The 20,385-nt window shown below is 61.3% G+C and carries 23 protein-coding genes; 11 read left to right on the top strand and 12 right to left on the bottom strand.

Annotated elements, in window-relative coordinates; all coding sequences use genetic code 11:
- Nucleotides 1–23: 23 nt before the first annotated feature.
- Together LOY70_RS22120 and LOY70_RS22115 are read right to left on the bottom strand one after the other, a co-directional pair.
- On the bottom strand, nt 24–1,373 hold the full coding sequence (locus tag LOY70_RS22120) for an NCS2 family permease (RefSeq protein ID WP_265029327.1): 1,350 nt from the start codon (nt 1,371–1,373) through the stop codon (nt 24–26).
- Between the two features lie 333 nt (nt 1,374–1,706).
- The gene (locus LOY70_RS22115) at nt 1,707–2,144 is read right to left on the bottom strand and encodes a MarR family winged helix-turn-helix transcriptional regulator (RefSeq protein WP_265029326.1); all 438 of its coding nucleotides are present in this window, start codon (nt 2,142–2,144) and stop codon (nt 1,707–1,709) included.
- Nucleotides 2,145–2,225: 81 nt separating this feature from the next.
- Here LOY70_RS22115 and LOY70_RS22110 point away from each other — a divergent pair, with 81 nt between their 5' ends.
- Nucleotides 2,226–3,392: a PLP-dependent aminotransferase family protein gene (locus LOY70_RS22110; protein ID WP_265029325.1), complete on the top strand. Its 1,167-nt coding sequence runs from the start codon at nt 2,226–2,228 to the stop codon at nt 3,390–3,392.
- Nucleotides 3,393–3,546: 154 nt separating this feature from the next.
- On the opposite strand, the gene LOY70_RS22105 is transcribed toward LOY70_RS22110, so the two are convergent.
- The 5 genes from LOY70_RS22105 to LOY70_RS22085 all read right to left on the bottom strand — a co-directional run bounded on the left by LOY70_RS22105 (nt 3,547) and on the right by LOY70_RS22085 (nt 6,319).
- Nucleotides 3,547–3,918, bottom strand: coding sequence for a glutathione S-transferase N-terminal domain-containing protein (locus LOY70_RS22105; RefSeq protein WP_123415868.1), 372 nt, complete (start codon nt 3,916–3,918; stop codon nt 3,547–3,549).
- 103 nt (nt 3,919–4,021) lie between these two features.
- A complete protein-coding gene (gene folE / locus LOY70_RS22100) occupies nt 4,022–4,567 on the bottom strand; it encodes a GTP cyclohydrolase I FolE (RefSeq protein WP_003204506.1) in 546 nt (181 codons plus the stop codon).
- Nucleotides 4,568–4,645: 78 nt separating this feature from the next.
- Complete coding sequence (locus tag LOY70_RS22095) at nt 4,646–5,203, bottom strand: Smr/MutS family protein (protein WP_123346090.1); 558 nt, start codon at nt 5,201–5,203, stop codon at nt 4,646–4,648.
- 74 nt (nt 5,204–5,277) lie between these two features.
- The gene (locus tag LOY70_RS22090) at nt 5,278–5,598 is read right to left on the bottom strand and encodes a hypothetical protein (protein WP_123346089.1); all 321 of its coding nucleotides are present in this window, start codon (nt 5,596–5,598) and stop codon (nt 5,278–5,280) included.
- A gap of 130 nt (nt 5,599–5,728) precedes the next feature.
- Complete coding sequence (locus LOY70_RS22085; protein WP_265029324.1) at nt 5,729–6,319, bottom strand: cysteine hydrolase family protein; 591 nt, start codon at nt 6,317–6,319, stop codon at nt 5,729–5,731.
- Nucleotides 6,320–6,573: 254 nt separating this feature from the next.
- On the opposite strand from LOY70_RS22085, the gene prmB reads away from it, so the two are divergent.
- Nucleotides 6,574–7,482 carry a 50S ribosomal protein L3 N(5)-glutamine methyltransferase gene (prmB, locus tag LOY70_RS22080; RefSeq protein ID WP_265029323.1) on the top strand — a complete coding sequence of 303 codons (909 nt, stop codon included), beginning with the start codon at nt 6,574–6,576 and terminating at the stop codon, nt 7,480–7,482.
- A gap of 155 nt (nt 7,483–7,637) precedes the next feature.
- Here prmB and LOY70_RS22075 read toward each other — a convergent pair whose 3' ends face one another.
- A complete protein-coding gene (locus tag LOY70_RS22075) occupies nt 7,638–8,426 on the bottom strand; it encodes a hypothetical protein (protein WP_123415870.1) in 789 nt (262 codons plus the stop codon).
- Between the two features lie 108 nt (nt 8,427–8,534).
- Complete coding sequence (locus LOY70_RS22070; RefSeq protein WP_265038144.1) at nt 8,535–9,500, bottom strand: alpha/beta hydrolase; 966 nt, start codon at nt 9,498–9,500, stop codon at nt 8,535–8,537.
- A gap of 142 nt (nt 9,501–9,642) precedes the next feature.
- Between LOY70_RS22070 and aroC the strand changes: the two genes are divergently transcribed.
- From aroC to mtnC, 5 genes are read left to right on the top strand one after another with little or no spacing between them, the layout of a single operon-like run.
- A complete protein-coding gene (gene aroC, locus LOY70_RS22065) occupies nt 9,643–10,734 on the top strand; it encodes a chorismate synthase (protein WP_025214966.1) in 1,092 nt (363 codons plus the stop codon).
- Between the two features lie 34 nt (nt 10,735–10,768).
- Complete coding sequence (locus tag LOY70_RS22060) at nt 10,769–11,914, top strand: MFS transporter (protein WP_265029322.1); 1,146 nt, start codon at nt 10,769–10,771, stop codon at nt 11,912–11,914.
- The gene (locus tag LOY70_RS22055; RefSeq protein ID WP_265029321.1) at nt 11,911–12,531 is read left to right on the top strand and encodes a methylthioribulose 1-phosphate dehydratase; all 621 of its coding nucleotides are present in this window, start codon (nt 11,911–11,913) and stop codon (nt 12,529–12,531) included. The genes LOY70_RS22060 and LOY70_RS22055 overlap by 4 nt, the downstream gene beginning before the upstream one ends.
- A gap of 18 nt (nt 12,532–12,549) precedes the next feature.
- Entirely contained in the window at nt 12,550–13,095 is a 546-nt protein-coding gene (locus tag LOY70_RS22050; RefSeq protein WP_025214963.1) for a 1,2-dihydroxy-3-keto-5-methylthiopentene dioxygenase, read from the top strand.
- A gap of 4 nt (nt 13,096–13,099) precedes the next feature.
- Nucleotides 13,100–13,783 carry an acireductone synthase gene (gene mtnC, locus LOY70_RS22045; protein ID WP_265029320.1) on the top strand — a complete coding sequence of 228 codons (684 nt, stop codon included), beginning with the start codon at nt 13,100–13,102 and terminating at the stop codon, nt 13,781–13,783.
- Between the two features lie 119 nt (nt 13,784–13,902).
- Here the strand turns inward: mtnC and LOY70_RS22040 are convergent, their stop codons facing one another.
- Nucleotides 13,903–14,181: a DUF3509 domain-containing protein gene (locus tag LOY70_RS22040; RefSeq protein WP_025214961.1), complete on the bottom strand. Its 279-nt coding sequence runs from the start codon at nt 14,179–14,181 to the stop codon at nt 13,903–13,905.
- A 360-nt stretch (nt 14,182–14,541) separates the two neighbouring features.
- On the opposite strand from LOY70_RS22040, the gene LOY70_RS22035 reads away from it, so the two are divergent.
- The 4 genes from LOY70_RS22035 to LOY70_RS22020 all read left to right on the top strand — a co-directional run bounded on the left by LOY70_RS22035 (nt 14,542) and on the right by LOY70_RS22020 (nt 17,861).
- Complete coding sequence (locus LOY70_RS22035) at nt 14,542–16,368, top strand: long-chain-acyl-CoA synthetase (RefSeq protein WP_265029319.1); 1,827 nt, start codon at nt 14,542–14,544, stop codon at nt 16,366–16,368.
- Between the two features lie 94 nt (nt 16,369–16,462).
- Nucleotides 16,463–16,981, top strand: coding sequence for an ankyrin repeat domain-containing protein (locus tag LOY70_RS22030; RefSeq protein WP_265029318.1), 519 nt, complete (start codon nt 16,463–16,465; stop codon nt 16,979–16,981).
- Between the two features lie 86 nt (nt 16,982–17,067).
- Entirely contained in the window at nt 17,068–17,598 is a 531-nt protein-coding gene (locus LOY70_RS22025) for a hypothetical protein (protein ID WP_265029317.1), read from the top strand.
- Nucleotides 17,599–17,669: 71 nt separating this feature from the next.
- Nucleotides 17,670–17,861 carry a PLDc N-terminal domain-containing protein gene (locus LOY70_RS22020; RefSeq protein ID WP_003223221.1) on the top strand — a complete coding sequence of 64 codons (192 nt, stop codon included), beginning with the start codon at nt 17,670–17,672 and terminating at the stop codon, nt 17,859–17,861.
- 59 nt (nt 17,862–17,920) lie between these two features.
- Here the strand turns inward: LOY70_RS22020 and LOY70_RS22015 are convergent, their stop codons facing one another.
- Both LOY70_RS22015 and LOY70_RS22010 read right to left on the bottom strand, forming a co-directional pair.
- Nucleotides 17,921–19,126, bottom strand: a complete 1,206-nt coding sequence (locus LOY70_RS22015; protein WP_265029316.1) for an MFS transporter — start codon at nt 19,124–19,126, stop codon at nt 17,921–17,923.
- Nucleotides 19,127–19,315: 189 nt separating this feature from the next.
- Complete coding sequence (locus LOY70_RS22010) at nt 19,316–20,314, bottom strand: sulfate ABC transporter substrate-binding protein (protein WP_265029315.1); 999 nt, start codon at nt 20,312–20,314, stop codon at nt 19,316–19,318.
- Nucleotides 20,315–20,385: the final 71 nt, after the last annotated feature.

Genomic DNA, 20,385 nt, shown 5'->3' with positions numbered 1-20,385 from the left:
AGGCGGGTGGATAGGTGTATCGCTTACAAGAAGATGAACTTGGCGATGAAGATCGCGCAGAGCACCCACAGGCTGACGGAGATTTCCTTGTGTTTACCGGTACCGGCCTTGAGCACCACATAGCTGATGAAACCCAGTGCGATACCGTCGGCGACCGAGAACGTCAGGGGCATCATGATGGCCGTGACGATGGCCGGGATGCTGTCGGTCGGTTCGTCCCACTCGATGTGGGCCATGCCGCCCATCATCAGCATGGCCACGTAGATCAACGCGCCGGCGGTGGCATAGGCCGGGATCATCCCGGCCAGCGGCGCGAAGAACATCGCGGCAATAAATAGCACACCGACGGTCACGGCGGTAAGCCCCGTCCGCCCGCCCGCCGCCACACCCGCGGCACTCTCCACGTAGCTGGTCACCGGTGGTACGCCGACCATGGCGCCGAACACGCTGGAGGCGCTGTCGGCTTTCAAGGCGCGGGACAGGTTCTCGATCTTGCCGTCGGCTTTCACCAGGCCGGCACGCTGGGCAACGCCCATCAGGGTGCCGGCGGTGTCGAACATGTGCACGAACAGGAAGGCCAACACCACGCTGATCATGCTGACGTTGAACACACCGGCCACGTCCATCGCCATCCAGGTCGGTGCCAGGCTCGGCGGTGTCGACATGACGCCGTTGTACTGCACCAACCCCAAGCCCCAACCGGCCAGGGTCACGACGATGATGCTGATCAGGATCGCGCCGAACACCCGATGATAACTGAGCACGGCGATCATCAGGAAGCACACCGCAGCCAGCAGCGGACCGGGCTCACGCAATGAGCCGAGCTTGATCAGGGTCGCGGGACTGTCCACGACGATCCCGGCGGTTTTCAGGCCGATCAGTCCAAGGAACAAACCGACCCCCGCGCCCATGGCGAACCGCAGGCTCACCGGAATGCTGTTGAGCAGCCACTCACGGACCCGCGACAGGGTCAGGAACATGAACAAGACGCCGGAAACGAACACCGCGCCCAACGCGGTTTCCCAGTTGTAGCCCATGGTGCCGACCACGGTGTAGGTGAAGAACGCGTTCAGGCCCATGCCTGGCGCCAGGCCCACCGGCCAGTTGGCGTACAGCCCCATCAACAGGCAACCCAGGGCGGCGGCGATGCAGGTGGCGACGAAGGCGGCGCCGTGGTCGATGCCGGCGTCGGCCATGATGTTGGGGTTGACGAAAATGATGTAGGCCATGGTGATGAAGGTCGTCAGGCCGGCAATCAGCTCGGTCTTCACCGTGGTGCCATGCACGCTGAGTTTGAACAGGCGTTCCAGCCAGCCACTGCGCAGTGGCGGCGAAAGGTCCAGCGTCTGGGCTTCGGGTTTGCGGCTTTCCACAGCGAGTACTCCTCAAGAGTTTTATTGTTATTTCCAGCTCCGCACCTTTCCTGAGGAGGGTGGCGAGGCTTTGAGGCGGTAAGGCTGGCGAAGTTTGTTGACTTGTTGGTCAGGAACTCGCACGAAGCGAATTATGCTTTTGTATACAAATAAAGCAAATAATGTTTTCTGTTTTGTCGACGAAATGTTTGGCAATAGGGATATATCGCCCTTGCGGGCGCTATCGCGAGCAAGCTCGCTCCCACAATGGGCTGTGGTGAAATGCAAGATGTGTGTCGGGCGACGTCCTCTGTGGGAGCGAGCTTGCTCGCGATAGCGTCGGACCAGACACCTTCAGTCGCCAGACTTGCCCAGCGCCAGATTCACCGCCAACCACCCACTCACCGCTTCCTCTCCAGCCTCGGCAAACACCCGCTCCAGCAACTTCACCTGCTCACGCCGCAACGCCTGCTCGAAGCGCTCGCCCTCGGCGGTCAGTTCCAGCAGCCGCTTACGCTTGTCCGTCTCGGACGCAACACTGTTCACCAGGTGCATTTCCATCAACTGCCGCAGAGGCATGTTCAGCGCTTGCTTGCTCACACCCAGAACCGCCAGCAACTCCTTCACGCTCAGGGACGGATAGCGGGCGATGAAAAAAACGATGCGCTGGTGCACCCGGCTCAAACCCCGGCGCTCGAGCATTTCATCGGCCTTGGCAGTGAACGCCTGGTAGCCGAAGAAGAACGCTTCCATGGCCATTTGTTGGGCGGTTGGGTTTTTAAGGTCAATCATATTGACGTATCCAGATGAGTCGGAGTAATTTCGGTCAACCAGTTTGACTCATTTTTCCAGCGACCCGCTACAGGTGACCCCATGGCTTTTTCCGAACGTGTCTCGCGCCTCAAAAGTTCTTTGATCCGAGAAATCCTCGCCGCGGCGCAGCGCCCGGAAGTGATGTCGTTCGCCGGCGGCCTGCCGGCCGAAGCCATGTTGCCGAAAGTGGACTGGGCGGCCATGCCGGTGTCCATGGGCCAATACGGCATGAGTGAAGGGGAGCCGGCCCTGCGCGAAGCCTTGGCGGCGCAGGCGCGCGCGTTGGGCCTGGCCTGTGAAGCGAGCCAAGTGCTGGTGGTCAGCGGCTCCCAGCAAACCCTCGACCTGGCGGCCAAGCTGCACATCGACGTCGGGACTGAAGTGATGCTGGAAGCGCCCACTTACCTGGCGGCGTTGCAGATTTTCCAGTTGTTTGGCGCCGATTGCATCACGGTGCCCCTGGAAGCCGATGGCCCGGACCTGAACCAGTTGCGAGCGCGGCTGGCGCGGCATCGGCCGGCGTTCATCTACCTGATTCCGACCTTCCAGAACCCCTCGGCGGTGCGCTACAGCGAGGCCAAGCGCGATGCGGTGGCGGCGCTGTTGGACGAGTTTGGCGTCACCCTGGTGGAAGACGAACCTTATCGTGAGCTGACCTTCGACGGCGGCAGCGCCACGCCGATTGTCAGTCGCTTGCGCAAGGCCAGTTGGATCTACACCGGCACGGTGTCGAAAACCCTGCTGCCAGGGCTGCGGGTGGGCTATTTGATCGCCAGTCCGGATCTGTTCCCGCATCTGCTGCGGCTCAAGCAGTCGGCGGACCTGCACACCAATCGCATTGGCCAATGGCAGGCCTTGCAATGGATCGGCACCGAGCAGTATCGCCATCATTTGAGTGAGTTGAGGGATTTCTACCGGGATCGCCGTGATCGCTTCCAGGCCGCGCTGGAGAAGCACTTTGCCGACCTCGCGGATTGGAACGTGCCTCAGGGCGGGCTGTTTTTCTGGCTGACCCTCAAGCAACCGCTGGACACCCGCACCTTGCTTGCCGCCGCACTGGCTGCCGACGTGGCGTTCATGCCGGGGGAGCCATTCTTCCCCGAGCCGGACATGCATCCGGGGCACCTGCGTTTGAATTTCAGCCACATCGACCCGGCGCGGCTGGATGAAGGGCTCAAGCGGTTGGCGGGGGTGGTGCGGGAGGCTCTGGCGGTAAAAGCGGCTTGATATCAGGAGGTTTGGCGGTGGTCTTGCGGGCCCTATCGCGAGCAAGCTCGCTCCCACAGGGGGCCGGTGTTGATTGAAAATCTGCAATCATCCACAAATCCACTGTGGGAGCGAGCTTGCTCGCGATGAGGCCAGTAGCCACAGTAGAAAATGGTCAGGCTGCAGAGAACCGCTTATCCAGATACTCAATGATCACCTTGGAGTCATACATCCAAGTGGTCTCACCATTTTCTTCAATACGCAGGCACGGTACTTTGATCTTGCCGCCTTGTTCCAGCAGCGTCTGGCGATCCTGCGCGTTGTTTTTCGCATCGCGCAGCGCCACCGGTACGTTGAGGCGACGCAAGGTGCGGCGGGTCTTCACGCAGAACGGGCAGGCATGGAACTGATAGAGCGTCAGGCTGCGGGCCGCTTGATCCACTTGCGATTGGGCTTCGGCCGGGCGCTGTTTCTTGCTTGGGCGAGTGATGAAGTCGATGAAGATGATGAGCTGGCCCAGGCCAACTCGAAGCGCTTTGACAATCACGGTATAAGCCTCGCAGCAGGGAAGAAGAGGGCGCGCAGCTTACCTGATTTTTCACGGGCGAAAAAAAACCGGCGATCAATGCCGGTTTTCTTCAAGCGACAGGTTACTTGATGAGGCTGAGGAATTCGCTGCGGGTGGCGGCGTTTTCCCGGAATTCGCCGAGCATCACCGAGGTGATCATCGAGGAGTTCTGCTTTTCCACACCGCGCATCATCATGCACATGTGCTTGGCCTCGATCACCACCGCCACGCCCAGGGCACCGGTCACTTGCTGGACCGCGTCGGCGATCTGGCGGCTGAGGTTTTCCTGGATCTGCAGGCGACGGGCGTACATGTCGACGATGCGGGCGACTTTCGACAGCCCCAGCACCTTGCCGCTCGGGATATAGGCCACATGGGCCTTGCCGATGAAAGGCAGCAAATGGTGCTCGCACAACGAGTACAACTCGATGTCCTTGACCAGCACCATCTCGCTGTTGTCGGAGCTGAACAAGGCACCGTTGGTGACTTCTTCCAGCGTCTGTTCATAACCACGGCAGAGGTACTGCATGGCCTTGGCAGCGCGCTTGGGCGTGTCGAGCAGGCCCTCGCGGGAAACGTCCTCGCCCAATTGGCCGAGAATCGCGGTGTAATTCTGTTCCAGAGACATGAAACTACCTGTGGGATTTTACGCAAAGGGCAAGGGTACGGTGGCGGACACGGCGCTGCAAGCTCGGCAATCAGGGCGTTACTCGTCGCGGCCTTCCATCATGGTGCGCTTGAGCATCACGTACACCGCCCCGGCTCCGCCGTGTTTCGCCTGGCAAGAGGTGAAGCCCAGCACTTGCGGGTGCTGGCGCAACCAGGTGTTGACGTGGCTCTTGATCATCGGGCGCTTGCCGTCCAGGCGCACGGCTTTGCCGTGGGTGACGCGCACGCAGCGGATTTCGAATTTCGTGGCCTCGGCCAGGAATGCCCAAAGGGTTTCCCGGGCCTTTTCGACGGTCATGCCGTGCAGGTCCAGGCTGCCTTCGAAGGGGATCTGGCCGACCTTCAGCTTGCGCATCTGGCTTTCCTGGACACCGTCGCGCGCCCACATCAACTCGTCTTCCGGTCCTACATCGATCACGAACTGATCGGACAGACCGTCGACGGTCGTGGCATCGGTACGCACGGTGGCGGCCTGGCGCAGCTTGGCGATCTGTGCGCGATCGGCCTTGGGTTTGCCGGTCTCGGCACGATCGTGTTTGATCGGTTTTACGCCCTGGGTCGCACTTTTGAACAGGGAAAAGTCGTCGTCTTGCATGTCAGCCTCCGCGAAGGCCGGCCAGTTTACCCAACTCCTGGCGGATCAGGCGCGACAAAACGTCGGATGGCGGGTCAGTCGTGCTTTTTCATCAGGTGCGGAGCCATGGCCAGCTCCAGGGATTGGCGGGCGCGACGGCGGCAACGGCGCCAGAGCCAGACGCCCAGCAGCAAGACGAGAAGACCTACCGCCAGGATCACCGCCGAACCGAGCGGGGTGGCGTTCAGGTCGCCCAGCGCGGGTGGGCGTCCCAGCAGGCTGGCGGCACCGGCCATCGCCAGCAATACACCGAGCGTTGCCAGGAGCGCAGCGATCGCCGCGCCGAAACGAAAACGCCAGTTGCTCGGGCCTTTGGGCCGCAAGCGACGTGCGTCAAAACCATCGGATAACTTCATTCCGACCTTCCTCAATGGGTATCGGCCCTTCGACCGGAAGATGTTCGGGTTGTTCCTGACCCTACGGCAAATGCGGCAAATGAGAGGCTTTTGCGGATGAGCGGCGCCGCGGCCGCTCATCCAGGGGATGTCAGGTGAAGTCGCGGGTCAGGGCCAAGGTGGCGAAGTTGTCCGCCATGATCGCCATTTCGGTCTGGTGCACGTGTTCGGCGCTGAGGACGCCGCCCTTGTGCGGCAGGTCGCGGGTGGCGCAGGCGTCTTCCACCAGGGTACAGCGAAAGCCCAGGTTCTTGGCGGCGCGCACGGTGGTGCTGACGCTGGAGTGGCTCATGAATCCACAGACGATCAGGTCCAGGGGGCCGAGGTCTTCCAGGCGTTTTTTCAACTCGGTGCCGTGGAATGCACTGGGCAGCAGCTTTTCGATCACGGTTTCGTCGCCCTGGGGCTCGAGGCCCGGAATGAATTCCCCGCGTTCGCCCTGTGGATCGAACAGCCCGCCATGGGTGCCCAGGTGGCGCACATGCACGATCGGCCGGTTGGCGGCACGGGCCGCGCCGAGCAATTGCTTGATGTTCGCGACGGCCGCATCCATGCCACTCAAGGCCAGGGGCCCGGCGAGGTATTCTTTCTGGGCATCGATGATGATCAACGTCGCTTGGCTCAGATTGGCCGCCGCGTAACCACGGCCGCTGAGTTGAAACATCGTTTTTGGAACGGACATTCTGGGGCTCCTTCGGGTGGGGCTTTTGCGACATTGTCCTCTGGCTGAGCGGTTCTGTGAATCGCTTCCATCACAAGGGCCGCCGTTGCTGGCCTACAGCCTTGTCAAGATGCTCATCTTGTTCAATGGTCTGCGTAAAAAACGGATAAATCCTACGCTTGGTCCGGCGTTTTTCTTTCGGTTTTGGGGCCTGTTTTGGTGGGGCGGCGTTTGGCTGGTAGACTCGCCAGTCGTTTTTTCTGGAGTTTGCCGCCGTGATCACTTCCCGCCTTCGTACCGTGCGCGACCATATCCGTTGGGCCGTCAGCCGTTTCCACGGGGAGGATCTGTTTTTCGGGCATGGCACCGACAATGCGTGGGACGAAGCTCGCCAGCTGGTGTTGGGTGCATTGCATTTGCCATGGGAAATTGCTGATAGCTACCTGGATTGCCGTCTCGAAGACGAAGAGCTGGTGCATGTACAGCGCTTGCTGCGCCGGCGCATCGCGGAACGCATTCCAGCGGCCTATCTGCTGGGTGAAGCCTGGTTTTGCGGGATGTCGTTCATTGTCGACGAGCGCGTGCTTATCCCGCGTTCGCCCATCGGTGAGCTGATCGAAAAGCGTTTTGAGCCTTGGCTGGGCCAGGAACCTGTACGGATTCTCGACCTCTGCACCGGCTCCGGCTGCATCGGCATCGCCTGCGCCTATGAATTCCCGGAGGCCGAAGTGGTGCTGGCCGACCTGTCGTTCGAGGCGCTGGAAGTGGCCAACCAGAACATCGAGCGTCACGGTGTCGACGAGCGTGTGTTCACCGTTCAGGGCGATGGTTTCGAGGGGTTGCCTGGGCAACGTTTCGACCTGATCGTGTCGAACCCGCCCTACGTCGATGCGGAAGATTTCGCCGACATGCCGCAGGAGTACCAGCATGAGCCAGAGCTGGGCCTGGCCTGTGGCGATGATGGCTTGAACCTGGTCCGTCGGATGCTGGCCGAGGCGGCCGATCATCTGACCGAGAAGGGTTTGTTGATCGTCGAGGTGGGCAACAGCCAGGTTCACGTCGAGGCGCTGTACCCGGAAGTCGATTTCGCCTGGCTGGATTTCGAGCGCGGCGGGCATGGGGTATTCATGCTCAGCGCCGAGCAGTGCCGCCAGCATCAGGGGGTGTTTGCTTCGCGGGTTTGATCCGAATGGGCTGATGGGCACACCTCAGCCTGGATACACAATCTGTGGGAGCGAGCTTGCTCGCGATAGCGTCAAATCAGCAGCATTGAAGTTGACTGACCCACCGCCATCGCGAGCAAGCTCGCTCCCACAGGGTTACTCACGCGCTATTGAGTTCAATGCCGCGTCGCAATCCAGATCAGCAACCCCGCCTGGAACATGGCGAAGGCCACCAGACACGTGATGGTGAAGCGCAGGCCGGCGTCTTCGCGCTTGAACTTGGTGACCTTTTCTTCCTGCTTCTTGAGTTTGACTTCCTGTTCCGCCAGGTTCTGCTCGGCTTGTTGCAGCATCTGCGCGGCTTCGAGGATTTCAACGAACTGCAGTTTTTCGGTGTTCCAGTCCCCCAGCAGATCGCCAACGTGGGTGGGCTTGACGCTGCCTTTGAGGTGCTGGGCGTCGGCGTAGACCACCTCGAAGCCGTGGGCCTTCATGAAATGGTCGCGGCGCAGGCGGGTGTCTTCGTTCAGCGCATCTTTATTGTTCAGATCGGCACCGTCCACCCGGTAACTGGACCAGCGCTTCTTGGCCCAGGTAATGCCTTGGGCGGCCAGGAAACGACCGATGCCACGGTTCATCGGCTCGACTTGCAGGCTGTCCGGAGAAAAATACAGGCGTTTTTCGACGTGATCGGCCCAGACGTCCAGGTGATTCTGTTCCTTGCGCACTCGCTGGCCCGGCAGATGAATGCTCATGCGCAGCAAACTGCGTTCTTTGCTGTGGCGCTCGGCATAGCTGAATTCGACAAACCGTAGCGGCCGCACACCCGTGGCACGGTCGGTCTTGAGCGGTGCCAGGCGAAGCATCTTGTGATGCTCGGCCTGCACATCCGCCCAAGGCTGCTCCACTGCTGGAGCGGTGGGCGTTTCGTCGGCGGTGACGGGTGAAGTTTCAGTTTCAGTCATAACGGCAAAATCCTGTCCAGGCCGGCCCTCGGCAGCCATTGCGCTGTCCGACACCGGGTTATCGGCCGTTTTTGCCGGGACTGGAGGGCCAGTTGCCACTAAAACCGCTTAATGGGCGGCTAACGCGCCAATAAAACTCAGGATATGCGCGCCGAGTTCGGCGGCCAGGGGCAGGTTGGGATCCTTGTAGGAGGCCAATTGCCGTTTCACGTCGTTGGGCACGATGCGCATGACGTGGTTCATGCCTTCGATCAGCGCCAGTTCGGCGTCGGGCTTGGCGGCTTTCAATTGCCTGGCGTCATCGACACTGACCTGGATGTCGTGGCTGCCCTGGATGATCAAGGCCGGCATACTCAGCGCCGCGAACGCCTGGGCCGGGTCCTGGCGGAACAGCGAGATCAGGTAAGGCTGCACGCTGGGGCGGAATATGACTTGCAGTGGCGCTGGCACGTTCTCGTCGAGCCGCCCGGCCTTGAGGCTGTCGAGCAGCTCATTGCTGCGCAACATCAGCGGCGGTGGCAAGCGGCTGCTCAACTGTTGGCGCAGGACCTGGTCGATTGGCCGGGCGCTGCCGGACACCGAAATCACTGCGACGGCGTTGGCCTGGGGGGCGGCCAGGCTGGCGATCAACGCGCCTTCGCTGTGCCCCAGGATGACCAGGGGCCCCAGCCGCGGGTCGGCGGCGAGCTTGTGGCTCCAGGCCACGGCATCCGCCACGTAGGCCTCGACGCTCAGGTTGCGTTCGTCCGGGGTCGCCGCGAGACTGGCGGCCACCCCGCGTTTGTCATAGCGCACGCTGGCGATGTTGTGCTTGGCCAGTACCCAGGCCAGGCGCTTGAGGCTGTCGTTGCGTCCGCCTTCGGGGTTGTTTCCGTCGCGATCCGTAGGACCAGACCCGGAAATGATCAGGACAACCGGCACCGGCGTGTCGGACTTGGGCAGCAACAGCGAGCCGAAAAGCTCACCGCTGCCCGTATCGAGGCTGATGGGGCGTTGCAAGACGGTGGCCTGGACCACGCCGGAAAGCAGGCCAGTAAACAGGGTAAGGCTCAAGGCAAGCACTCTTAACATCATCACGCCATTAGTTGCGAAGGTGCCGGTTGGACTGGCGGGCACCGATAAGGTTCGAGGATGAACTACTCGGGGAGCCTGCGTATACTGGCGCCCATTACGAATCCAAGGTTGAGTCTCTCAGCGATTTCACGGAGCACCCTGCATGTCCGGCAATACCTACGGCAAGCTGTTCAGCGTTACCACCGCAGGCGAAAGCCATGGCCCGGCGTTGGTCGCCATTGTCGACGGCTGCCCGCCCGGCCTGGAGATTTCCCTGGACGATCTGCAGCGTGACCTGGACCGCCGCAAGCCCGGCACCAGCCGCCACACCACCCAGCGCCAGGAAGCCGATGAAGTCGAAATCCTCTCCGGCGTGTTCGAAGGGCGCACCACTGGCTGCGCCATCGGCCTGCTGATCCGCAACACCGACCAGAAGTCCAAGGACTACTCGGCCATCAAGGACCTGTTCCGCCCGGCCCACGCCGACTACACCTACCACCACAAATACGGTGAGCGCGACTACCGTGGCGGCGGTCGCAGTTCGGCCCGGGAAACCGCCATGCGCGTGGCGGCCGGGGCGATTGCCAAGAAGTACCTGGCCAGCCAGGGCATCGTGATTCGTGGCTACATGAGTCAGTTGGGCCCCATCGAAATCCCGTTCAAGACCTGGGACTCGGTGGAGCAGAACGCCTTTTTCTGCCCCGATCCAGACAAGGTGCCGGAACTCGAGGCCTACATGGATCAACTGCGCCGTGACCAGGATTCGGTCGGCGCGAAGATCACCGTGGTGGCCGAAGGCGTGATGCCAGGCCTGGGCGAGCCGATCTTCGACCGCCTCGATGCCGAGCTGGCCCACGCGCTGATGAGCATCAACGCCGTGAAGGGCGTGGAGATCGGCGCCGGTTTTGCCTGTGTCGCCCAGCGTGGCACCGAACACCGTGATGAACTGACCCCGCAAGGTTTCCTGAGCAATAACGCCGGCGGCATCCTCGGCGGTATTTCTTCGGGCCAGCCTATTGTCGCGCACCTGGCCTTGAAGCCGACCTCCAGCATCACCACGCCGGGCCGTTCCATCGATGTCCATGGCAACCCGGTGGAAGTCATCACCAAGGGCCGTCACGATCCATGCGTGGGCATCCGGGCCACGCCCATCGCCGAGGCGATGATGGCGATCGTGCTGATGGATCATCTGTTGCGTCATCGCGGCCAGAACGCCGACGTGCGGGTCAGCACCCCGGTGCTGGGCCAGCTTTGATGGTTGGCCAGCCGACCGCCGTGGCCTGACGACCATGGCGGCATTGCCGTACTGGCGGCTCTCCAGTTTCTACCTGTTCTATTTCGCGCTGCTCGGTTCGACGGCGCCGTTCCTGGCGCTGTATTTCGATCACCTGGGGTTCAACGCGGCGCGCATCGGCGAGCTGGTGGCGATTCCCATGCTGATGCGCTGCGTGGCGCCGAACATCTGGGGCTGGCTGGGGGATTACACCGGCCAGCGCCTGGCGATCGTGCGGTTTGGTGCGATCTGCACGCTGCTGACCTTCTCGCTGATCTTCATCGATAAAAGCTACGCCTGGCTGGCGATGGTCATGGCGCTGCACGCGTTCTTCTGGCACGCGGTACTGCCGCAGTTCGAAGTCATCACCCTGGCCCACTTGAGCGGGCAAGCCTCGCGCTACAGCCAGGTTCGCTTGTGGGGTTCCATTGGCTTCATCATCACCGTGGTGTTGCTGGGCCGGCTGTTCGAGTGGCTGAGCCTGGACATTTATCCGTTGGCGTTGGTGCTGATCATGGCCGGGATCGTGTTCGCCAGTTTCTGGGTGCCCAACGCCCAGCCAGTGCAGGGGCCACGGGTGGCGGGGGACGGCTTTTTGCGGCAACTGCGCAACCCTGGCGTGCTGGCGTTCTACACGTGCGTGGGGCTGATGCAGGTGAGTCATGGCCCGTATTACACCTTCCTGACGTTGCACCTCGAGCACCTGGGCTACAGCCGCGGGTTGATCGGGCTGCTCTGGGCCGTCGGCGTGGTGGCCGAAGTGTTGATCTTCCTGCTGATGAGCCGGATCCTCGCGCGGTTTTCCGTGCGCCGGGTACTGCTGGTGAGTTTCCTCCTGGCGGCACTGCGCTGGCTGCTGCTGGGCTCATTGGCTGAGTTTCTCTGGGTGCTGCTGTTTGCCCAGGTGTTGCACGCGGCGACCTTCGGCAGCTTTCACGCCGCTGCCATTCATTTCGTGCAACGTAGCTTCGGTCCCCGCCAGCAAGGCCAGGGCCAGGCGATGTACGCGGCGCTGGCCGGCACGGGCGGGGCCTTGGGCGCGTTGTACTCCGGCTACAGTTGGAATGCCCTGGGCGCCACGTGGACGTTCAGCATCGCCAGCCTCGCAGCCTTCGCTGCAGCCGTTATCATTGCCACACGTATGCAAGAGGACAGGCCATGAGCCTTACCCGTGAACAGCTCGCCCGGGACATCATCGACGCCGGGCGTTTTTTGTATGGCCGCGGCTGGTCCCCGGCCACCAGCAGCAACTATTCGACCCGGCTTGCCCCTGACCAGGCCTTGCTGACCGTATCCGGCAAGCACAAGGGCCAACTGGGCCTGGACGATGTGCTGGCCACCGACCTGGACGGCAACAGCCTGGAACCGGGCAAGAAGCCGTCCGCCGAAACCCTGCTGCATACCCAGCTGTATCGCTGGCGGCCGCAGATCGGTGCCGTGCTGCACACCCATTCGGTGAATGCCACGGTGTTGTCGCGCCTGACCGTCGAAGCCTTCATCGACTTCGAAGACTACGAACTGCAAAAGGCCTTCAGCGGTATTTCGACTCACGAATCCCGGGTCCGCGTGCCGATTTTCGACAATGACCAGGACATCGCACGCTTGGCCGCCAAAGTGCAGCCCTGGCTCGAGGCACACCCCGATTGCGTCGGCTACCTTATTCGCGGTCACGGCCTGTATACCTGGGGGCCGGGCATGAACGATGCACTGCGCCAGATCGAAGCGTTCGAGTTCCTGTTCGAGTGTGAACTCAAGACCCGCGCACTCCTGAACCGTTAATTTGCTGGAGCCATAGCCATGAGCAGCCTGTCCGTCTACCACGTCTCAAGCCCTGACATCCCGAACAAGGTGCTGACCCATTTCGAAGACATCGCCTCGACCCTGGCCGAAAAAGGCGTGCATTTCGACCGTTGGGAGGCCGCGGCGAAAATCCAGCCCGGCGCCAGCCAGGACGAGGTCATCGCCGCCTACCAGAGCCAGATCGACCGCTTGATGACCGAGCGCGGCTATGTCACGGTCGATGTCATCAGCCTCAACAGCGATCACCCGCAAAAAGCCGAGCTGCGCGCCAAGTTCCTCGACGAGCATCGCCATGGCGAAGACGAAGTGCGATTTTTCGTCGCCGGTCGCGGCCTGTTTACCCTGCACCTCGACGATTACGTCTACGCCGTGCTGTGCGAAAAGAACGACCTGATCTCGGTACCCGCCGGCACGCCCCACTGGTTCGACATGGGCGAGCATCCGCATTTCGTGGCCATCCGCCTGTTCAACAACCCGGAAGGCTGGGTCGCGAAGTTCACCGGCGATGACATCGCCAGCCGCTTCCCGCGCCTGGAGGATTGAGCCCATGCCGATCAAAGCCATCCTCACCGACATCGAAGGCACCACCAGTGCGGTTAGTTTCGTGTTTGATGTGCTGTTTCCCTATGCCGCCAGGCATTTGCCGGATTTCGTCCTGCAGAACGCCGAACGCGCCGACGTGGCCGAGCAACTGGCCGCTGTGCGCCAGGACAGTGGAGAGCCGGACGCGGACGTCGAGCGTGTCATCGCGATCCTGTTGGGCTGGATCGCCGAGGACCGCAAGGCCACGCCGCTCAAGGCGTTGCAGGGGATGGTCTGGGAGCAGGGGTATCAGGCCGGGACGTTGAAAGGCCACGTTTACCCCGACGCGGTGCAGGCGCTCCAGCGCTGGCACCAGGAAGGTTTCCGGCTGTTCGTTTATTCCTCGGGCTCGATCCAGGCACAGAAGCTGATATTCGGTTGTTCCGAGGCCGGCGACCTGTCGCCGTTGTTCAGCGGGTACTTTGACACCACGTCGGGGCCCAAGCGGGACGTGCAGTCCTACCAGCGCATCAGCGAGGCGGTGGGCGTTGCAGCAGGGGAGATTCTGTTTCTGTCCGACATTGTCCAGGAGCTGGACGCGGCCCGCGACGCGGGCATGGCAACTTGCGGCTTGGCCCGGGAGGGCGGTGAGTTGGCGGGGCATGTCACCGTGGACAGTTTTGCGCGGATCGATCCTTCCAGTTTTTAATGCCCGCAGGCAACAAAAATGCAATGTGGGAGCGGGCTTGCTCGCGAATGCGGTGTGTCAGTCGACAAGCATGTAGCTGATACACCGCATTCGCGAGCAAGCCCGCTCCCACAGAAGGTTCAGGCGCTGTGATAGGTCGGCAGAGCAAAACGATGTTGGCTCTGCAGCAGCGTGATCTGTGGCAGTTCGCTGGCCTGTTCAGCCAGGTCGCGACGGATGGCGCTGATGACCCAGGACAATTGATCCCCGGCGTGCAACTGCGCATAGGAAATCGAGCGCTTCAACTGTTTGCCTTCGCTATTGCGCAATGTCAGCAGGATGCCGCCATCCGGGCGAGCCTGTGTGGTCACTTCGTAATTGGAAAACAGGGACGAAAATTTTTCTTGAATCATGTTCATATTTGACTGCTCCATGGTTTTGATGGCAAACCGTGGAGGGGTAGTTGCAGTGTCTGTGCCAGCCTTGGATAGCAATTAAAACCCTTAAAAAACAATAAGTTAGTAATTTACTGTTTTTTTGCTTTCGTGCATCTTGCATGAATGGCCATCGTGCATCCTGCATTTTGCGTGGTCTGGCGATTTTATTTGGAACCAATTGATCTTCTGGGGCTCACGTTTCGCCCGTCCTGGGCTGCGGATACAAAACATTGCAAAAACCGCGTGTACAGCGCCGGAATCGCTGGCGTACTTTCGCTCCACCATCACCTCCAACCCGATAACAAGAACCCAGGCCCACAAGGTCAAACGGGGAAGATCACCATGAGTCGTACACCCAGCGACGCCATTACCTGGGGCATGATGCTGCGCAAGCTGCCCACCCTTGCCAAAGCCGTTCCCCGGATCATCAAGGGCATGAAGCTCGCCAACGTCCAGGACCCGGCCCAGCCCTGCGGCCTGGGTTGGTGTTTCGAGCAGGCCACGTACCGCAATCCACGGGGCCCTGCCTTGCTGTGTGGCGATGCGGTATGGAGTTATGCACAGGTCAACGAGCAGGCCAATCGCATTGCCCACTGCTTGTTGGCGCAGGGCATCGGCAAAGGCGACTGCATCGCGATTTTCATCGAGAACCGTCCACAGTTGTTGATCACCGTGTTGGCGGTGGCGAAGGTCGGCGCGGTCAGCGCCATGCTCAACACCTCGCAGGTGGGCGATGCACTGGTGCACAGCCTGGCGCTGGTGGCGCCGGTCGCCGTGGTGGTGGGGGATGAACGGGTCGCGGCTTTTAACGACGTGCGCGGCCGCACCGCACTGCCGAGCGCTCGAACCTGGTGGGTAGCCGATCAGGACAGCGTCGATGCCCCACCCGGTTTCGTCGACCTGTTCAGTCGCAGCAACGATTACCCGGGCGATAACCCGGCCAGCAGCCAACAGGTCTTCTTCAACGATCCGTGCCTGTACCTCTACACCTCGGGCACCACCGGGCTGCCCAAGGCCGGGGTATTTCGCCATGGACGCTGGATGCGTACCTCCACCAGTTTTGGCCTGATCGCCCTGGACATGCAGCCCGATGACGTCGTGTATTGCACCTTGCCGCTGTACCACGCCACGGGCCTGTGCGTGTGCTGGGGCGCGGCGATCTGTGGCGCATCGGGGTTTGCGATCCGGCGCAAGTTCAGCGCCAGTCAGTTCTGGAGCGACGTGCGCCGTTACCGGGCGACCACCCTGGGTTATGTCGGTGAGTTGTGCCGTTATCTGGTCGACCAACCCGCCAGCACCGAAGACCGCCACCATGGCGTGAAGAAGATGATCGGCAACGGCCTGCGTCCGGGAGCCTGGTCGGCGTTCAAGACACGCTTCGGCATCGACCACATCTGCGAGCTGTACGCGGCCAGCGACGGCAATATCGGCTTCACCAACGTCCTGAATTTCGACAACACCGTCGGGTTTTCCCTGATGGGCTGGGAACTGGTGCAGTACGACCATGACAGCGGAGCGCCGCTGCGCAACCTGCAAGGGCGGATGCAAAAAGTGCCGAAGGGCGAACCGGGCCTGCTGTTGGCGCGGATCGACGACAAGGCGCCGTTGGACGGTTACACCGATCCGGCCAAGACCGAAAAAACCATCTATCGGGATGCCTTCGTCCTGGGCGATCGCTATTTCAACACCGGTGACCTGCTGCGCAATATTGGTTTTGGCCATGGGCAGTTCGTCGATCGCCTCGGCGACACTTACCGCTGGAAGGGCGAAAACGTCTCCACCACGGAAGTCGAGAACGTGCTGCTGCAACACCCGCAGGTGTCCGAGGCGGTGGCCTATGGTGTGGAGATCAATGGTACCAACGGCCGCGCCGGCATGGCGGCGATCACCCCGGCGGAATCCCTGGCGATGCTGGATTTCAGTGAGTTGTTGCAATTCCTGCAATGCAAACTGCCGGCCTATGCGGTGCCGTTGTTCCTGCGCATCAAAGTGAAAATGGACACCACCGGTACCTTCAAATATCAGAAAACCCGCCTCAAGGCCGAGGCTTTCGATCCTTGTGTCATGGGTGATGAGCCGGTCTTCGCCTGGCTACCGGGCACCCAAACCTACGTGCGGGTCGACCGGCAACTGGCGACGCAGATCCGGGGCGGGCAGTACCGCTATTGATTCTGGCTATGGGCAGTGCGGAGAAAAAAGGGATGACAGGCACCGAGTCCCTCGGGAAACTAGCCGCTTTGCAAAGACTTGAGTGGAGTTTCCCATGTCCGATACAAGCCGCCAGATGACCCCGGAAGAGGCTGCGGAGTTTGCCGAGCAGGTGTTCAACGTCGCGCGCCAGGGCGACGCCGCCATGATGGCCGCCTTGCTGAGCAAAGGCCTGCCACCGAACCTGCGTAATCACAAGGGCGACACCTTGCTGATGTTGGCCGCGTACCACGGGCATGTGGAGACCGTGAAAGTGCTGCTGGAACACAAGGCCGATCCGGAAGTGCGCAACGACAACGGCCAGAGCCCGATTGCCGGCGCGGCGTTCAAGGGCGACCTGGCGGTGGTCACGGCGTTGGTGGAGGGCGGTGCGCAGGTGGAAGGTTCCTCCTTCGATGGCCGCACCGCGCTGATGATGGCCGCGATGTTCAACCGGGTGGCAATCGTCGATTACCTGATCAGCCAAGGCGCCGACCCGAAAGCCAAGGATGCCAATGGCGTCTCGGCCCTGGATGCGGCCAAGACCATGGGGGCGGTGGATACCACGGCGCAGTTGGAGAAGTTGTTGGGTTGAGCGGTCAGGCAAGGTGCCTGACTCGGGCAATGTGAATGCGCTATCCTGCGCGCCCTCAAAACCCCATTCACCACAGGATCCACCCCATGAAAGCCGCTCTCGTCGAACTCATCAGCAAAATCAGCTCCGGCTGCCTGGGCGATGAGGACATTGCGAAAATCGCTGACGAAGCGGCCCAGGCCTACGCCGATCCGGCGGCCTTCCTGGCGGCCAACCCCGATATCAACTACGACGACACCTTCCCGATTCCACTGGGCGAATGGGTGGTGGTGGGTAGCCTGCCGGACACCGTGCTGTTCCAGGCGGACACCTACGTCGATCTGTTCGAACAGATCGTTGCCTCGTTCGGTCCTGGCGTGGCGTTCAATCTCAAGCCCAAGCAACTGGCGAAAACCGAAGCCCTCACGGCGCTCAACCGCATCCAGATCCAGATGGGCAGCCTGAACAAGGAAAACGGCGGCTACGTGCTGATGAACTTCAGCCAGTTGCTCGACGATGAATTGCAGATGGTGTTGGTGTACGGCAACGATGTGCCGCGGGTCCTGGCGCTGTGTGCTGAAGTCGATATTGCCGCCGCGCCGTCCCTGGAAGCCCTCAAGGTCGCCGTCCACGTCTGAAGCAATAAAACGGAACCCTCGCTGGCGGCCCGCTATCCTAAGAGTGCCTACCACCATTTGGGAGCGACACCATGGGTTCTACCTTCAACGGCCTGATCGGCCTGATCATCCTGGCGCTCGATATCTGGGCGATCATCAATGTGCTCAAGAGCGGCGCTGAAACCGGGATGAAAATCCTGTGGGTGCTGCTGATCATTCTGTTGCCAGTGTTGGGCCTGATCATCTGGGCGATTGCCGGGCCGCGAGGCAATGTGCGGATTTGACCGCTCCATGAAAATGCCCGATCGCCTTGAGCGACCGGGCATTTTTTATGCGTGGGGTTTCAGGCCGTGGCCAGGGACAGCTTGCGCGAGGCACTCAAGAAGCGCAGCAAGGCCAACAGTGGGAAGGCGCTGCCGATGATCACCACCCACAACCAGCCGCCGTGTTCGTACACTGCGCTGGCAATCGATGAGCCGAACGCTCCACCGACGAAGATGCTGGTCATGTACAGCGCGTTCAGCCGGCTGCGACTCTTGGCATCGAGGGCATAGATGGTGCGCTGGCCCAGGACCATGTTCATCTGCACACAGAAATCCAGGACCACGCCGGTCACAGCCAGGCCGATGACGCTGTAGAGCGGGTGAATGAAGGCCGGCAGGAAACTCAGGCTGGCAAACACCATGGCCAGCAGCGAGGCCATCCGGGTATGGCCGGCGTCCGCCAGGCGACCGGCGATGGGCGCGGCGATGGCACCGATGGCTCCGACCAGGGCGAACAGGGCGATTTCAGTCTGGGACAAACCATGGTTGCGTGACAGCTCCAGCGGCACGGCGGTCCAGAACAGGCTGAACGTGGCGAACATACAGGCCTGATAAAAGGCCCGTTGACGCAGTTGCGGTTGCTGACGCAGCAGGGTGCCGAGCGAGCCCAGCAGTTGGCCATAGGAGGCGCTGTGGTCGGGTTGGCGCTTGGGCACGGTCAGCGCCAGGACGATGCTGATCACGGCCATCAACGCAGCGGCGATCATGAACATCGCCCGCCAGCCGAAGTGGTCAGCCACGACGCTTGAGATCGGCCGAGCCAGCAGGATCCCCAACAGCAGGCCGCCCATGATCCCGCCGACGACCCGCCCGCGGGAGGCCTCCGGCGCCAGGTGCGCAGCCAGGGGAATCAGCACTTGCACCGACACCGAACTGAAACCCACCAGCAACGAAACCAGCAGGAACACGTTGGGTTGATCGGTGAACGCCGCCCCCAGCAAACTGGCAATCGCCACCACGGTAGTGAGGATCATCAGGCGGCGGTTTTCCAGCAAGTCACCCAGCGGTACCAGGAAAAACAGGCCCAGGGCATAACCGATCTGGGTCAACGAAACGATCAGGCTGGCCGTGGTGCTGCTGAGGCCGACGTCGGGGGCGATCAGTTCGATGATGGGTTGGGCGTAGTAGATGTTGGCGACGATGGCGCCGCAGCAGAAGGCGAACAGCAGGACCATGCCTCGGGTCAGGCTTGTGCCGGCGGACACGGCAGCGGGGTGGGCACTCATGGCAATCTCATCAGTAGCTGGAATGGATGGCGTGAGGCTAAAGAGTTGCGGGGCTCAGGAACAGGCTCTGTAGCTGATATTAGACATGCTTGTTGTTGATGATGGACTCATCGGGAGCGCGCTGGCGCTGTCTTTGTGGCGAGGGGATAAATCCCCTCGCCACAGGACCGCGCATGGCTCATTTCTTTCTTACTGCACGCTGTAGATCTGGTCGAAAATCCCACCATCATTGAAGTGAGTCTTCTGCACCGTGCGCCAGTCGCCAAAGGTCTTTTCCACTGAGAGGAAATCCACTTTCGGGAAGCGGTCGGTGTACTTGGCCAGTACGGCGGGGTCCCGTGGGCGCAGGTAGTTGGCGGCGGCGATTTCCTGGCCTTCGGGCGACCACAGGTATTTGAGGTACGCCTCGGCGGCTTCGCGGGAGCCTTTTTTCTCGACCACTTTGTCGACCACGCTCACCGGTGGCTCGGCTTCGGCGGAGACGCTCGGGTAGACCACTTCGAACTGATCGCGGCCAAACTCGCGGGCGATCATCTCGGCTTCGTTTTCAAAGGTCACCAGCACATCGCCGATCTGGTTGGTCATGAAGGTGGTCGTTGCGGCGCGGCCACCGGTATCCAGTACGGGGGCCTGCTTGAACAGCTTGCCGACGAAGTCCTTGGCCTTGGTTTCGTCACCGCCATTCTTCAGCACATAACCCCAGGCTGACAGGTAGGTGTAGCGGCCGTTGCCGGAGGTTTTCGGGTTGGGCACGATCACTTGCACGCCATCCTTGAGCAGGTCCGGCCAGTCTTTCAGCGCCTTGGGGTTGCCCTTGCGCACGATAAACACCGTGGCCGAGGTGAACGGTGCGCTGTTGTTCGGCAGGCGGGTGACCCAGTTCTCGGGTACCAGTTTGCCGTTGTCCGCCAGGGCGTTGATGTCGGTGGCCATGTTCATGGTGATGACATCCGCCGGCAGCCCGTCGATCACCGAGCGCGCCTGCTTGCTGGAACCGCCGAAGGACATCTGCACGACGATTTTTTCGTTGTGTTCGGCCTGCCAGTGCTTCTGGAAGGCCGCGTTGTAGTCTTTGTAGAAATCGCGCATCACGTCGTAGGAGACGTTGAGCAGGGTCGGGGCGGCCTGGGCCAGGCTACCGAAGGCCAGGCCTGCGGCGAGAAGTGAGGCGCCAAAGAAGTTCTTCACGGCGAATTCCTTTTTATTTGGACGGGGATACGGACAATTGGCTGGCACACTAATGGCAAGCTTATAGACCT

The organism is Pseudomonas sp. B21-054, assembly GCF_026016345.1.
In the GTDB taxonomy this organism is placed as follows: domain Bacteria; phylum Pseudomonadota; class Gammaproteobacteria; order Pseudomonadales; family Pseudomonadaceae; genus Aquipseudomonas.
This window is presented reverse-complemented; position numbering and strand designations above follow the sequence as displayed.

Coding starts and splice junctions, on each gene's coding strand:
- LOY70_RS22040 (WP_025214961.1), bottom strand. CDS start 14,181: ATGAACATGATTCAAGAAAAATTTTCGTCCCTGTTTTCCAATTACGAA.
- LOY70_RS22050 (WP_025214963.1), top strand. CDS start 12,550: ATGAGCAGCCTGTCCGTCTACCACGTCTCAAGCCCTGACATCCCGAAC.
- LOY70_RS22030 (WP_265029318.1), top strand. CDS start 16,463: ATGTCCGATACAAGCCGCCAGATGACCCCGGAAGAGGCTGCGGAGTTT.
- aroC (WP_025214966.1), top strand. CDS start 9,643: ATGTCCGGCAATACCTACGGCAAGCTGTTCAGCGTTACCACCGCAGGC.
- LOY70_RS22060 (WP_265029322.1), top strand. CDS start 10,769: ATGGCGGCATTGCCGTACTGGCGGCTCTCCAGTTTCTACCTGTTCTAT.
- LOY70_RS22115 (WP_265029326.1), bottom strand. CDS start 2,144: ATGATTGACCTTAAAAACCCAACCGCCCAACAAATGGCCATGGAAGCG.
- mtnC (WP_265029320.1), top strand. CDS start 13,100: ATGCCGATCAAAGCCATCCTCACCGACATCGAAGGCACCACCAGTGCG.
- LOY70_RS22090 (WP_123346089.1), bottom strand. CDS start 5,598: ATGAAGTTATCCGATGGTTTTGACGCACGTCGCTTGCGGCCCAAAGGC.
- folE (WP_003204506.1), bottom strand. CDS start 4,567: ATGTCTCTGGAACAGAATTACACCGCGATTCTCGGCCAATTGGGCGAG.
- LOY70_RS22075 (WP_123415870.1), bottom strand. CDS start 8,426: ATGACTGAAACTGAAACTTCACCCGTCACCGCCGACGAAACGCCCACC.
- LOY70_RS22055 (WP_265029321.1), top strand. CDS start 11,911: ATGAGCCTTACCCGTGAACAGCTCGCCCGGGACATCATCGACGCCGGG.
- LOY70_RS22070 (WP_265038144.1), bottom strand. CDS start 9,500: ATGATGTTAAGAGTGCTTGCCTTGAGCCTTACCCTGTTTACTGGCCTG.
- LOY70_RS22025 (WP_265029317.1), top strand. CDS start 17,068: ATGAAAGCCGCTCTCGTCGAACTCATCAGCAAAATCAGCTCCGGCTGC.
- LOY70_RS22110 (WP_265029325.1), top strand. CDS start 2,226: ATGGCTTTTTCCGAACGTGTCTCGCGCCTCAAAAGTTCTTTGATCCGA.
- LOY70_RS22035 (WP_265029319.1), top strand. CDS start 14,542: ATGAGTCGTACACCCAGCGACGCCATTACCTGGGGCATGATGCTGCGC.
- LOY70_RS22085 (WP_265029324.1), bottom strand. CDS start 6,319: ATGTCCGTTCCAAAAACGATGTTTCAACTCAGCGGCCGTGGTTACGCG.
- LOY70_RS22015 (WP_265029316.1), bottom strand. CDS start 19,126: ATGAGTGCCCACCCCGCTGCCGTGTCCGCCGGCACAAGCCTGACCCGA.
- LOY70_RS22095 (WP_123346090.1), bottom strand. CDS start 5,203: ATGCAAGACGACGACTTTTCCCTGTTCAAAAGTGCGACCCAGGGCGTA.
- LOY70_RS22020 (WP_003223221.1), top strand. CDS start 17,670: ATGGGTTCTACCTTCAACGGCCTGATCGGCCTGATCATCCTGGCGCTC.